The sequence below is a fragment of the Mucilaginibacter sp. UYP27 genome (genome assembly GCF_040547175.1).
Classification (GTDB): Bacteria; Bacteroidota; Bacteroidia; order Sphingobacteriales; family Sphingobacteriaceae; genus Mucilaginibacter.
This window is the reverse complement of the sequence record NZ_JBEPPE010000001.1, coordinates 82556-96337: the sequence shown is the minus strand read 5'-3', so window position 1 is coordinate 96337 and position 13782 is coordinate 82556. Positions and strand designations below refer to the sequence as shown.

Genomic DNA, 13782 nt, shown 5'->3' with positions numbered 1-13782 from the left:
TTCCTAATTTGATAATTAGAGAATTTGAAGATTTGAAAATGTTGATTTCAAATTGCTCAATTTTCAAATTTTCAAATTGAAAGGTACCCTAATTTGTTAGAAATATTTAGATGAGCATAAAGGCACCCGGGAATAAGTTTCTAAAGTTCAATCTCATAACCATCATCCTCCTATTTTTAGTGATACTGGCAGGAGGGGTAGTGCGTAGCACGGGTTCTGGTATGGGTTGTCCCGATTGGCCTAAGTGTTTTGGAAGGTATATACCACCAACCAGCATATCTGAACTACCGGTCAACTATAAAAAAACGTATTCGGATAAACGCCTGGCCAAAAACCAAAAGTTTGCAAAAATGCTGGATATTTTTGGATACAGCCAACTGGCGATGCGCATCCGTAACGACAAATCTATTTTGGTGCCCGAGGAGTTCAATACCGCCCGCACGTGGACAGAATATATTAACCGTTTAATTGGGGCCGCATCGGGTTTGTTTTTACTGCTTTGTGTTGTGTACTCCTTTAGATATTGGAAAACCAAAAAGCTCATTGTTTTCCTAAGCATATTTAATGTGTTCCTGGTAGGTTTTCAGGCATGGTTAGGATCTATAGTGGTATCAACCAATTTGGTTGCGTGGATAGTTACCGTGCATATGCTTATAGCACTGGCAATTTTAGCCATCAGCATAACAACGTACCACATGGCAAAAGTGCAGGGCAGGTATAAAGTAGAACGCAAGCCATTTGTGGCGATTGTGACCCTGTTGGTGTTAGCACTGAGCATTTTGCAGATAACATTTGGGACTGAAGTGCGCGAAAAGATAGATGCAGTAGCAAGCCATTTAGAAGGCAGCTACCGCGATAGTTGGGTACAGCGTGCCGGCGATATTTTTTCGCAGCACCGCGATACGGCCGTAATAGTTTTGATATTAAACCTTGTTTTATACGCGCTGATCCGCAAGGGCTTTAACAAGCATTCGGTACAACAGCAGTTAATGAGTTTTACGTTTTTAATGATAATGCTGCAAATAGTTACCGGGATATTTTTATCGTACTGGGCTTTACCGCCGTTTGCACAGGCGGCACACATTGTATTGGCGAGTTTAGTATTTGGCGCCCAATTTTATTTATTGTTAAATTTATTTAGTTCGGTAAACGTGCAGGGGGCAGGGAAATGAAATGGAGTGACTTTTCTAAGCTGATTAAAATGCGACTAACATTGTTGGTAGTGTTTTCGGCGTCTATTTCATTTATTATAGCGGTAAAGGCTAACGGAGGTAACACTTGGGGCTCGCTTTACAGCACAACCATGTGGATAAACTGGGCTAAGCTGGTTATTGGCGGTTTTTTAGTTACATCTGCAGCTAATTGCTTTAACGAAGTAATAGAGGTTGACTTGGATAAATTGATGAAGCGCACCATGGACCGCCCGATGCCCGCAGGTAGGATGACAAACGGCCAGGGGTTGGTTTTAGGATTAGGAATGGGGATGGCCGGCACTTATTTGTTGGGTAGTTTAAATGTCCTTACAGGTTTGTTATCCGTATTCTCTATTATATTATATGCATTTGCGTACACGCCGTTAAAGCGTAAATCGCCCATAGCGGTTTTTGTTGGCGCTATACCTGGTGCGTTACCTGCTTTAATTGGTTATGTTGCAGGCCAGCCACACGGCAGGATAGACGAGATAGCTTTGATTTTATTCGCCATACAGTTTGTTTGGCAGTTCCCTCATTTTTGGGCTATTGCCTGGGTGTTGGATGATGACTACAAGCTGGCCGGTTTTCGTTTATTACCAACCGGCAAACGCAACTTAACAAGTGCCGTAATTACTTTTGCAGCTACTGTTATATTATTGCCTGTAAGCTTGTTACCATATTTTAACCATAATGGCGGCATTGTTCTTGCCATAGTGTCATTGGTAATGAGCCTGATATTTATATACCAGGCTTTTAATTTAATGCGTACGCTGGAAATTAGCAGCGCCAGGAAGTTAATGTTTGGCTCTTTTTACTATTTGCCTGTAGTGCAATTAGTGTTTTTATTTGATTTTATAGGAAAATGATGGCTCAGATACAGAAAGAAGACAGATATAACCTGGCACCCAAAAAATTCAACATGTGGATCTTCATATTCACTTCGTTTATGTTTTTTGCGGCGTTAACCAGCGGTTTTATCGTATACGTGGGTGGCAGTAAAGCGCATGGTATCAACATTAAGTTGCCCGATGCTTTTATGTACAGTACCGGCGTAATTATATTAAGCAGCATCACAATGTTCTTAGCGTCGCAAGCCGCTAAAACGCTTGAGCGGGGTAAACAGCAATTTTATTTAGCTTTTACCATTGTTTTAGGTGTGGCCTTTTTTATTATCCAGTTATCCTCATGGTCGTACCTGATAAAAAATGGCGTTTACTTTAGTAACCCAAATGCATCGCAATCTTTTATATATGTGTTCACCGGGATGCATTTACTACACATTTTTGCCGGCTTATTGCTGTTGGCTAATACGCTTTGGCGTAGTACCCGCAGTATAGAGCAGGTTAAAAATTTATACAGTGTGCAGATGTCCTCTATTTTTTGGCATTTTGTCGATATTATATGGATTTATCTGTATGTTTTTTTACTTTTGAACCAATAACAAAAACTCATGAGTGCACAAGTATCACCTATTGATGAAGTAAAGACAACGCCGTGGTCTGGTGGCAGATCGCCGTTTAATGTCGAGTATGGTAAAATGATGATGTGGTTTTTCCTCCTTTCGGATGCGTTTACCTTTTCATCGTTATTAATAGCCTACGGCACGTTGCGTTTCAGCTCGAGCAGCTGGCCGGCACCAGACCTGGTTTTCCAATCAGTACCTGGTTTGTATGATAGCGGTAAACCACTTGTATTTGTGGGTTTAATGACATTTATCCTAATCCTTAGTTCGGTTACAATGGTATTGGCTGTAGAAGCAGGCCACCGTTTAGCTAAAAAGGAAGTTATGTGGTGGATGTTTGCAACCATTATTGGTGGTTTTACATTTTTGGGTTGCCAGGCGTTAGAATGGAGCCACTTACACCACGAAGGTTTTTGGTGGGGAAATATCCCGGATATGGAAGAATTGAAGCACCTGTTTAAGGGCGGAAACGAGGCTACATATGGCACCTACGCGCAGCAGTTTGCAAACTTATTTTTCACCATTACCGGTTTCCACGGTTTCCACGTATTTAGCGGCGTTATCATTAATATCATTATTACTATAAATGTGTTGGCCGGTACCTACCAAAAACGAGGTAGCTATTTAATGATCGAAAAAGTTGGCCTTTACTGGCACTTTGTAGATCTGGTATGGGTATTCGTATTTACTTTCTTTTACTTAGTTTAAAAATTTAACTGATAAATATATGTCATCAGAAACAACTGAAATTCACCACGATGATCACGGCCACGGTGAAGGAATGACCAAAAAGAAGATAGTACAGATCTTCCTGGTATTATTAGGGATAACTGTAGTTGAATTTATTATTGCACTTTGGTTAGTGCCTGCAAACTACATTCCTTTGCATTATGCTAACCCTATATACATTGTATTAACCCTGTTTAAAGCGTTTTACATAATAGCATATTTTATGCACTTAAAGTTCGAAAAGATAGGTTTGGCGCTGTGTGTCATTGTACCGATACTATTCATCATTGGTTTAATATTGGTGCTCACAAATGAAAGCCACTACTGGGTAGATTTGCGAAAATAATGCGTAAAGCTTCCTTCCCGAAAAAAATAATTGTCCTGGTAATGATATTAGCTTTACCGGGATTTTTATATTATTTACTTACCGCTAAGGGGAAGAACAGGTATAAACCGCTGTCGTTTTTTGGCCCCAAGCAAGTAGCTAAAACCGGCCATAAGGTTCATGGAGATTTTATCCCCGATACCATCTATCATAAGCTAAGCGATTTTAACCTGGTAGACCAGAACGGCAAAATGGTATCGTTTAAAAACTTTGACAAGAAGATCTTTTTGGCAAGCTTTTTTTATACTAACTGCCCAACGGTTTGCAACGAGGTAAATAAGAATATCAGCGAGTTGGTATATGCTTACCGCAAAAATCCGATGGTGTATTTTACATCGTTCACAGTTGATCCAACGCGCGATACGCCGCAGGCCTTAAAGAAGTACTCGGCTAAGTTCGAGGAAACAAGGAAATGGTTATTCCTTTCCGGCGATACCAGCACCACCTACAACCTTGCCCGTAACGGCTTTTTAGTGAACGCGGTACAGGCCGGTAAAGACGATTTTATTTATAGCGATAAGTTGATACTGATAGATGCGGAAAAACGCATCAGGGGGTATTATTCCGGGACATCAGCCGCGGATCTTACCAAGCTGAACGATGAGATTAAAGTGCTGATAGCCGAAGAACTGCGCAAGGTTGATAAAGCACTTTATTAGAAACAAGATATAAGAATAAAGAGACAGGGCAAAAGCCTTGCTTCGCAATACACAATAAACAGGATCCTGACTCTTGCGTCTTGATTCTTGACTGTCAAACAACATGACCGATAAATTCATATTCCGATTTGTTGCCGGTGTAACCATATTTGTTATAGCCGTGGTAATTGTGCTTAACCGCCATTTGATACCCGGGCCGGCAACGCCACCAGCATTTACGCCCTATTTGCCATTGCTTAACGCGATATTGAATGGTACATGCAGTGTTTTGCTTTTAACGTCGTTATACTTTATTAAACAGGGTAATATTACCGTTCATAAACGATTAAATATACTTACGTTTTGCCTCTCATCGTTATTCCTGGTATCGTACATCCTGTTCCACTACCTTATGCAGCACGATACGATGTACGGTGATACTAACAGCGATGGCATATTATCCGCCGATGAGCGCGCAACTGCAGGTAGTTTGCGAACAATTTATCTTTCGCTATTAGTGCCACACATTATCCTTGCGGCTGGTGTTTTACCGTTGATATTGTTAAGTTTTTACCGTGGCTTACAAATGCAGGTTGCAAAACATAAGAAACTGGTAAGATGGGCGTTTCCTATATGGTTATTCGTTACAGTATCGGGCGTTGTTGTATATTTGATGATCAAGCCGTACTACCATTTTTAATACATGCTAAAATGAAAAAATTGAAGTTTTTATATCTTGCATTGGTCTTAGGTTTATTGGTAATAAACGTTGTGCCGGTTAAGGCGCAATGTGCCATGTGTAGCGCCAATGTGGAAACCAACGCTAAAAGTGGCGACAATAAAACCAATGGTTTAAACAATGGTATTATGTACTTGCTTGGTGCGCCATACCTTGCCGTTGCAATAGTGGGTTACATTTGGTACAAAAAATACCGCCGTAAAGATGTTGACCTAAACGTGCCAAGGCAAAAGCTTAATCTTAATTAGGCTTTAATTCATAGATAATGGTTCATAGATCATCGCGGTCCGCAGTTGATCATAGTAAAATGTATTTTTGGATGATACAATCCCAAACGCTTGATTTTTTAAAAGAGCTTGTTGATAACAACAATAGGGAGTGGTTCCAGGCTAATAAAGAGCGCTACGACAAGTCCCGCGAAAACCTTATTGAGTTTGCTGCCAGCGTAATTGAAAAACTGCACCAGGTAGACCCAACTGTTAGTGCCGATCTTGACACTAAGAAATGTGTGATGCGCATCTACCGTGATATACGTTTTAGCAAAAATAAAACGCCTTACAAAAACAACTTCGGTATCAGTTTGCCAACCTTGGGCTCTAAACTGGGTGGGGTAGAATATTACCTGCAGATCCAGCCCGGTAAATCATTCATAGCCGGTGGTTACTGGATGCCCGAAGCCGAACACCTGAAAGCCATCCGCCAGGAGATTGATTATAACGCCGCCGATCTTAAAAAGATTATTGACGACAAGGAGTTTATAAAACTATTCGGCGATTTTCGCGCGCAAGACCAGCTCAAAACAACCCCTAAAGGTTACGATGCCGATAACGAAAATATCGACCTTTTAAAGTTGAAAAGTTTTATAGTCGCACATCCGCTTAAAGATAAAGAAGTAATGGCAGCCAGCGCCGCGCGGGATATTGTGGATATATGCAGCAAGTTATATCCGTTGACTGTGTTCCTGAGAAATGCAATTGCTTAATACACTTAAACTCTATACCAACATGAAATTTAAACACCTGATCTTAGCCGTTCTGCTTGTTTCCGCACTGCAATCATGCGTGGTAATGTCGCCAAAAAAACATAAAGCCCTGTTGGCCGAGCGCGACTCGTTAGCCACGCGTACCACTACATTAGAAGAACAGGTATCAAAACTAATTGCCGATACCTCGCGCATTCATCAGGAATTGGCTACAATTAAAGGCAACTACAGCGGCCTTAATGACAAATATACCGCGCTGGATAAAAACTATAATGCAAGCTCATCAAAAGTGACCCAGCTATCTACCGATTTGCAGAAACGCGAAGCACGCTTAAAAGAGGTAGAAGAGATTTTACGCAAGCGTGATGAAGCTACCACCGCCCTTAAAGATAAGTTGCAAAAAGCCCTGCTCGGCTTTCAGCAAAATGGTTTAACGGTTGATATCCGCAACGGTAAGGTGTATGTATCGTTAACGGATAAATTGCTGTTCCCATCGGGTAGTATTGTTATTGACGATAAGGGCAAGCAAGCGCTTAAGCAATTAGCGGCCGTATTAAACAAAGAAGCAGACATAAACATTGCCGTTGAAGGCCATACTGATAATAAGAAAATCAAGAACCTTGGGCAGGTAAAAGATAACTGGGACCTGAGCGTATTGCGCGCCACATCGGTAACCCGTTACCTTACCGAAACGGAAAACATCGACCCTAAGCGTGTAACCGCGACTGGCAAGGGCGAGTTCCAGCCGATAGATACGGCCAATACACCCGAAGCGCTGTCTAAAAACAGGCGCATAGAGATCGTGCTTACGCCGAAACTGGATGAGCTGTATAACCTGATCACCAAATAGACTTACATATTTGCTCAAATCCCCCAATATATTGGGGGATTTTTTTTGCCTTATTATTTCGATATTGTATGGCCGTACCACCAACGTAGCCTATGTTAAAGATCGACGCACATCAGCACTTTTGGCAATACCATCCCGTAAAAGATGCCTGGATAACCGATGACCTTAAGGCTATCCAACGGGATCTGCTGCCGGTTGATGTTGAGCCGATACTGGAAAAGAACGGTATTGCCGGATGCGTGGCTATACAGGCAGACCAATCGGAAGCGGAAAATGAATTTTTGTTAGGACTTGCAGATAAGCATAGCTTTATAAAAGGTATTGTTGGCTGGATAGACCTTAAAGCCGCCAACATCGAAGAACGTTTGGCATACTATAGCAGCTTTAACCTGATGAAAGGTTTTCGCCACATACTACAAGCCGAACCTGATGAGCAATTTATGCTGTGCAAAGATTTTATGCATGGCATCAGTTTGCTAAGCAAGTACAATTTCACGTATGATATCCTCATAAAACCGAATCACCTACCATACGCTAAAACTCTGGTAGCTGCCTTCCCTGATCAGCGATTTGTGATTGACCACCTGGCTAAACCATATATCAAAGATGGCGGAATACACGGCTGGAAAGAGGACATAGAAGCAATAGCAGCCCAACCCAATGTATCCTGCAAAGTATCCGGCATGGTAACAGAAGCCGACTGGGTAAATTGGAAACCGGAAGATTTTACACCTTATTTCGATATAGTGTTCAATGCATTTGGCCCTGCCCGGGTAATGTTTGGCTCCGACTGGCCGGTATGTAACTTGGCAGGCGGATATGAGGGCGTTTTGAGTATTGTAGAAAGCTATGTCAGCAAGTTAACCATAAACGAACAAGAACTGTTTTGGGGCAAGAATGCGATGGCGTTTTATAAATTGTAATATTGAGGATGTTATGTATCTTCATGCATGATGACCAAACGCCTTATTGCAGCCTTGTTTTTCCTGATATTATTGAGCACGGTATCGGTGAGCAATGCAGTAAACATCGCAGATACTGTTATATATAAAAAAGCTGCTACAGCTAACATGCTCGGCTATCAAATGGGGGATTATATTGCGTATTTTAAAGAATCGCTCATGTACATTCAAAAGAATGATCTCGAGAAAGGCACACAACTTTTTGCCACCGGCATCAACCATATTTATGCGGAAAAGAAAGTGGACCGTACGCTTCCGTATCAAATGCATGAGATATTTAATCTTATTGTTGAAGCAGCCGAAGGCAAATTACCAAAACAGGAGAAGCGTTTGGCCGATGCACTTATTATTGGGATGTTTGGTAAAAACAAACCCTCCGAAAAAACAATGAGGTCATATATGAAATTGGCCGACAATAGCTTGTTTACAAAACGTTTTAAAATTTTATTTGCAAGTTTAGACCGCGATAGCACAATTGAACAACAGGTGGATAAATTATTGGCTGATCATCCACGTTTAGTATCTGCCAGCGTATTAAAAGCCGAGATCTTATTAGGCGTGCAAAAATACGATGAATGTATTAAATATTGTGACAAAGTTATTGAGCTATTACCTGCTTATGCTTACGCGTACAAGTTAAAAGGGGATTGCTTAGCCGGTTTAAATCAATATGAACCCGCAATAAGTGCATATAGCGAAGCGATTCGTCTTTTTCCGGCATATTATGAAGCTGTTTTTGAAAGGTCTACCGCGCTTGTAGATAACGAAGATTATAATGCAGCTATTCCTGGGCTTAAGATGATAAATAATTTAAGTCCATCATATAAATGGAGTGCTTATAACCTGTCTCGTGCTTATAGGTACACTGACAGGCTCGATAGTGCATTATACTATATTAATATGCATATTAAACAGAATCCCGATGATGGAGATGGGTATGACATGAAGGGAGATATATACTATCACAAAGATGATTATAAGACAGCCATTAATTTTTTTGACCAGGCTATACATTTCGATTCCCTGAAAGCTTCCTATTATGAAGATAGGGGAGACGCGCATTTCTACAACGCCTCAATTACTACCGCTTTAAAAGATTTTGAAAAAAGCATAAGCTTAAATAACAACAATGCATACGTTTACCGACGTATTGGAGATTGCTATTATGAAAATAAGGATTATGAGCGGGCGATTGCTTATAATAAAAGGGCCTTAGCTATACAGCCGGAAAGTAAGTACGCTTATGTTTCTTTAAGCATGTGTTATAATAAACTTAATAGATTTGAAGAAGCTGTAAAAGCAAGCAGGCAAGCAATTGCTATAGATAGCACCTACCAAACCGCATGGGGTAATTTAGGTTGGACATACTACCGTATGGGTGATAATAAACTATGTATCGAGTACTCGTATAAGGCAATAGAACTTTATAATGGGGCAACCTACGCCATGTTTAACATTGCCCTTGCAACGTTACGGCAGGGCGATTTTGAGAAAGCAAGAAACCTTTACATCAAGTTTATTAAAGAGTGTAAAGACAATAATTACGTTATAAGTGATGGCGCTGTAGCAGATTTGAAAGATCTTATTGCTCAAAATATAATGGTAAAGGAGTCTCGATATATTATCAAAAATATATTCGCGAAAGAATAGTTTACGCCTTATAATTAGCCGGCTTAAACGGCCATTCCTTATTTATATTGGCTTTTATGAAATACACAACCGTGCCTAATGCAATTGCGCTCAAGCCACCCAGCACCATGTGGAAGCCGGTTGATACAAGTATTCCTATCCATATAGCTATCGCCAGGAAAATAGGTAAGGGGAACAGTGGCATTTTGTAGGGGAAGTTGGTTTCGCTTTTTTTCCTGCGAAGCAAATAAAGCCCTAATGCCTGCGAGATAAACTGAATCAGAATCCGCATGGCTAAAATAGCGCTGATAACATCCGTTAGTTTGAAAAGCAAACTGAATACAAACGCGATACCACCTAAAAATAGCAGGGATACATAAGGGAAATTTCCGGTTGGGTGCAACCGGGCAAAGATCTTAAAGAAGACGCCATCCGCAGCGGCGGCATAGGGGATGCGGCTGTAACCCAAAGTAGCCGAGAACACCGATGAAAAAGCTACGAGCAGTATCAAACAGGTAACAATTTGTGCCGCTGTATGGCCCGATAATTTCTCCATAAATTCGCTCACCACAAATTGGCTGTCTTTAGCCTGGTTCCAGGGTATTACGCTAACAACACTAACATTCATTAGCATATATAATAAAGCAATGCCGGCTATAGAAATAAACATACTCTTTGGTATGTTTTTAGATGGGTTAACGATTTCGCCACCCAAATGGCACACATTATAGTATCCTAAATAGCTGTAAACGCTTTTTACACTGGCCGAACCTATGGCTGCAACAAATACATAATTGAAGTTGAAGCCATCATTAATATGTTTAATAGGTGATAAAAAATTGCCGTGCGCCAGCCCGCCGGCTATTATCCAGATCATGGTAAGTAATACGCCCACCCAAAGTACCACGCTAATTTTCCCTATCGATTCTATTTTTCGGTATAGCAACGCCACGATACATATCACGACCCCGCCGCTCATCATTTTAGCTTCCATATCAGACAGCGGGAATAAATAGGAAAAGTATTTAGCAAATCCAATAGCTGCAGAAGCAATAACCAATGGCGCCTGTATCATGGTTTGCCAAACGAACAGGAAACTCATGAGTTTCCCGGGGCCATTTTTGCCGTAGGTTTCTTTCAGGAAATTGTATGAGCCACCCGCCATGGGGAAGGCCGCGCCAAGTTCGCTCCATACCATAGCATCTATAAACGAGAGCAATGCACCCGCCAGCCAGGCATATAAAAACCAAGGGCCGTTCATGGTACTGATCACCATAGGCAGGGTAATAAATGGCCCTATGCCAACCATATCGGTCATGTTTATGGCGGTAGCGTGTGAAAGGCCAAGTCGGCGTACCAGGGAAGTTTCAGCCATAGGTGTTTATCAGCAAGAATTAATTTCAGTTAATAGTACAAAAATAACTTTAAGCGGCAACGGGCAAAATTTATTGGGTCAGCTATTTGTAAGACTTTGCCTATGATCTTATGTTTTGGTGTACACAATACACTTATTAAATACGGAGAATAAGTATTTAAACATTAAAAAATAATTTAAAAACTATTGGTAAAAATGATTGCTTAAATGCACTTGTTTAGAAAATGTATTAAATATAAGTTAATTGTAATAAATATTATTTGCCCTAAAGGCGATGTATTAAACTTATAAATAACGCAATGTGCTGGGGTAAGCGATATTGGTTTATCTATTCTGATTTTTTAGTATTTGAATTTTTCACCCTTTAAATCATTCATAACCATGAAAAAAATCTATTGCATTGTATTTGTAGCGCTATTTGCGGCCGCATGTACTAAAGAAAAAACGGCAACGGTAGCCCCGCAAAGCGCTAAAGCCCCTGAAAACACTGCATCGGTAACCGACACCAAGCGTGACCAGGCAACCATTTCCTGGAGCGGCTACACCTGGAACGTGAAGGCACCCGCAGGTACAGCAGGCCCCGGCCCCAATTATTGGACAGGCAACAACGTATGGGTTGATGCAAATGGCTGGCTTCACTTACGCGTTTCTAAAAATGCATCTAACAACCATTGGGAGTGTGCCGAAATCTCGAGCACCGCAAGTTTTGGCTACGGTACGTACCAGTGGCAAATTGACGGCCCAATAGCCAATCTTGATAAGAACATCGTTTTAGGCTTGTTCGATTACTCGGGCATCGATGGCCGCGACGAAATAGACATCGAATTTGCAAGATGGGGCAACGCGGCCTGGCCAAACCTAAACTACACCATCTTCCCTAAAGTGGGCGATGCACCTGCACCGGCAAGTTACTCGCAAGAGTTTTCTACACCGGGTGGTACCTACACTACTCACCGTTTTAAAAGAACAGCTACCAGCGTGGTGTTTAAAAGCCTTTATGGTTTCCAAAGCGGCGATACAAACCAGTTCATTACCAAAACCTTTAACAGCCCGGGCACGTCTATCAGTAATAAAAGCATGCCGGTATTGTTAAACCTTTGGTGCTACAACGGCCTTGCCCCATCAAACGGACAAAGCGTAGAGATAGTGATCCACAGCTTTACTTTTACAGCAAACTAATACCATCCCCCTTCTAAATATCTAAGCCGGTCGCTAATTAGCGACCGGCTTTTTTTTTGCCGTTTTTTACCGGGCGGTTAGTTTAATCGACACATTCCCATTGTTTATCTATACCTCGTGTTTTTGTCTGTTTCAAAACACTTGTTTTACGCGTATAGAGGCTTTAAAGGGCTTTTTCCTTAACAAACTTTAACACATGCGTTAACAATCTTTAACAACTGCTACCCCAATTTATGGGGACATTAGCCCTGTATTATCACATCACACAAATTAACTTTTCCCTAATTTTTTATGAAAAATTTTACGCTGCTTAAGCTATTGCTTTTTGTTTTTATTGCCACACTTGCCGCCTGCGGTAAAGGCACATCCGTTACAGGCGACCTGCCTGTTTTGCTTACCAACAACGTTATTATCGACCCAACATCAACCATCGCATACACGGGCGGGGTAATTACCAACAGCGCTGCAGTGTCCGACTATGGGATCTGTTACAGCAGCACCAACCCTACACCAACTGTTTCTGATAGTAAAATACCTGTAACTGTAAATGTATTTTCTTTTAGTGCCAAAATAAAGGGCCTTGCTTTAAACACCACTTATTATGTAAGGACGTACGCCGTTAATACTGCAGGAACAGGCTATGGCGATGTTGTGCAATTTAAAACGGCCGCTACCGATCAGTCTTCTGCTTATGGCACAGTAAGCACCATTGCAGGATCTGCCGAGGGCTACCAAAACGGTACAGGTACGGCAGCATTATTTAACAGGCCCAACGCTGTAGCCTTAGATGCCGCGGGTAATATGTATGTATCAGATTCATATAACTCCGTTATCCGTAAGGTGAACGCGGCAGGCGTTACCACTACTTTAGCTGGTAACGGCACTTTAGGTTACGCTGATGGCCCTGCGGAAAGCGCGCAGTTTTATGCACCGGCCGGCCTGGTTGTTGATGCTGCTGGAAATGTTTTTGTTGCCGATATGGGCAATAATACCATCCGTAAAATTACCCCCGCAGGTGTTGTTAGCACATTTGCAGGTAGTGGCTATGCCGGTTACAGCAATGGCACGGGTACAGCGGCACTTTTTAATGCCCCGGCAGGCCTTGCCTTTGATGCAACCGGTAACTTATATGTTGCCGATAGCGGCAACAACCTCATCAGGATGATCACGCCGGCAGGGGTTGTTACCACAGTTGTTGGCAGCCGGGGCGCAGGTTATGTAAATGGTACAGGTAGCACTGCTATCCTAAATAAACCAAGTAGCATTGCTTTTGATGCCGCAGGTATGATGTATGTTACCGAACCAGTGAACAACCTGATTCGCAAGATTACTAAAGATTATGTGGTTACCACCTTTGCCGGTGGCATAGATACTGCTGCCTTAAAACTTGGTAAACCGCAAGCCATTACAATTGCCAACGATAATATGTATGTTGCAGATGGCAACGGCCGCATCATTAAAATTAGCAAGGATAAGGTGTTAACCATAATGGCCGGTAAAACCGCTACCGGCACAACCGATGGTGATGGCAGCACTGCCTTATTCAACCACCCGCAGGGGCTTACATCAGACAGTAACGGCAATATATACGTAGCCGACTTTGATAATAACCGCATCCGAAAGGTTAAATAAACCAATAAAGAGAAAAGCCGCGTAAAG

Annotated in this window: 15 protein-coding genes; 14 read left to right on the top strand and 1 reads right to left on the bottom strand. The window is 41.7% G+C overall.

Annotated features, from left to right (window positions below):
- Positions 1-110 precede the first annotated feature (110 nt).
- From ABIB39_RS00345 to ABIB39_RS00290, 12 genes are all read left to right on the top strand, one after another.
- Positions 111-1172 (top strand): COX15/CtaA family protein, encoded by a 1062-nt coding sequence (locus ABIB39_RS00345; RefSeq protein ID WP_354426600.1) that lies wholly within the window; start codon positions 111-113, stop codon positions 1170-1172.
- Entirely contained in the window at positions 1169-2059 is an 891-nt protein-coding gene (gene cyoE / locus ABIB39_RS00340) for a heme o synthase (protein ID WP_322230817.1), read from the top strand. Before ABIB39_RS00345 ends, cyoE begins: the two co-directional genes overlap by 4 nt.
- Entirely contained in the window at positions 2056-2634 is a 579-nt protein-coding gene (locus ABIB39_RS00335) for a cytochrome c oxidase subunit 3 (RefSeq protein ID WP_354426599.1), read from the top strand. The genes cyoE and ABIB39_RS00335 overlap by 4 nt, the downstream gene beginning before the upstream one ends.
- Before the next feature lie 9 nt (positions 2635-2643).
- Positions 2644-3363, top strand: a complete 720-nt coding sequence (locus ABIB39_RS00330; RefSeq protein ID WP_354426598.1) for a cytochrome c oxidase subunit 3 — start codon at positions 2644-2646, stop codon at positions 3361-3363.
- A 19-nt stretch (positions 3364-3382) separates the two neighbouring features.
- On the top strand, positions 3383-3730 hold the full coding sequence (locus ABIB39_RS00325) for a cytochrome C oxidase subunit IV family protein (RefSeq protein WP_354426597.1): 348 nt from the start codon (positions 3383-3385) through the stop codon (positions 3728-3730).
- On the top strand, positions 3730-4428 hold the full coding sequence (locus ABIB39_RS00320) for an SCO family protein (protein ID WP_354426596.1): 699 nt from the start codon (positions 3730-3732) through the stop codon (positions 4426-4428). The genes ABIB39_RS00325 and ABIB39_RS00320 overlap by 1 nt, the downstream gene beginning before the upstream one ends.
- 103 nt (positions 4429-4531) lie before the next feature.
- Complete coding sequence (locus ABIB39_RS00315; RefSeq protein ID WP_354426595.1) at positions 4532-5107, top strand: DUF420 domain-containing protein; 576 nt, start codon at positions 4532-4534, stop codon at positions 5105-5107.
- Between the two features lie 11 nt (positions 5108-5118).
- Complete coding sequence (locus tag ABIB39_RS00310; protein ID WP_354426594.1) at positions 5119-5394, top strand: CAMCR motif-containing small membrane protein; 276 nt, start codon at positions 5119-5121, stop codon at positions 5392-5394.
- A gap of 71 nt (positions 5395-5465) precedes the next feature.
- Positions 5466-6128 (top strand): DUF2461 domain-containing protein, encoded by a 663-nt coding sequence (locus tag ABIB39_RS00305; protein WP_354426593.1) that lies wholly within the window; start codon positions 5466-5468, stop codon positions 6126-6128.
- 22 nt (positions 6129-6150) lie between these two features.
- Entirely contained in the window at positions 6151-6978 is an 828-nt protein-coding gene (locus tag ABIB39_RS00300; protein ID WP_354426592.1) for an OmpA/MotB family protein, read from the top strand.
- A gap of 92 nt (positions 6979-7070) precedes the next feature.
- A complete protein-coding gene (locus ABIB39_RS00295; protein WP_354426591.1) occupies positions 7071-7901 on the top strand; it encodes an amidohydrolase family protein in 831 nt (276 codons plus the stop codon).
- A 27-nt stretch (positions 7902-7928) separates the two neighbouring features.
- Complete coding sequence (locus ABIB39_RS00290) at positions 7929-9590, top strand: tetratricopeptide repeat protein (protein WP_354426590.1); 1662 nt, start codon at positions 7929-7931, stop codon at positions 9588-9590.
- A gap of 1 nt (position 9591) precedes the next feature.
- Here ABIB39_RS00290 and ABIB39_RS00285 read toward each other — a convergent pair whose 3' ends face one another.
- Entirely contained in the window at positions 9592-10944 is a 1353-nt protein-coding gene (locus tag ABIB39_RS00285; protein WP_354426589.1) for an APC family permease, read from the bottom strand.
- 381 nt (positions 10945-11325) lie between these two features.
- Between ABIB39_RS00285 and ABIB39_RS00280 the strand changes: the two genes are divergently transcribed.
- Together ABIB39_RS00280 and ABIB39_RS00275 are read left to right on the top strand one after the other, a co-directional pair.
- On the top strand, positions 11326-12123 hold the full coding sequence (locus ABIB39_RS00280) for a glycoside hydrolase family 16 protein (RefSeq protein WP_354426588.1): 798 nt from the start codon (positions 11326-11328) through the stop codon (positions 12121-12123).
- A gap of 291 nt (positions 12124-12414) precedes the next feature.
- Positions 12415-13755 carry an NHL repeat-containing protein gene (locus ABIB39_RS00275; RefSeq protein ID WP_354426587.1) on the top strand — a complete coding sequence of 447 codons (1341 nt, stop codon included), beginning with the start codon at positions 12415-12417 and terminating at the stop codon, positions 13753-13755.
- Positions 13756-13782 lie beyond the last annotated feature (27 nt).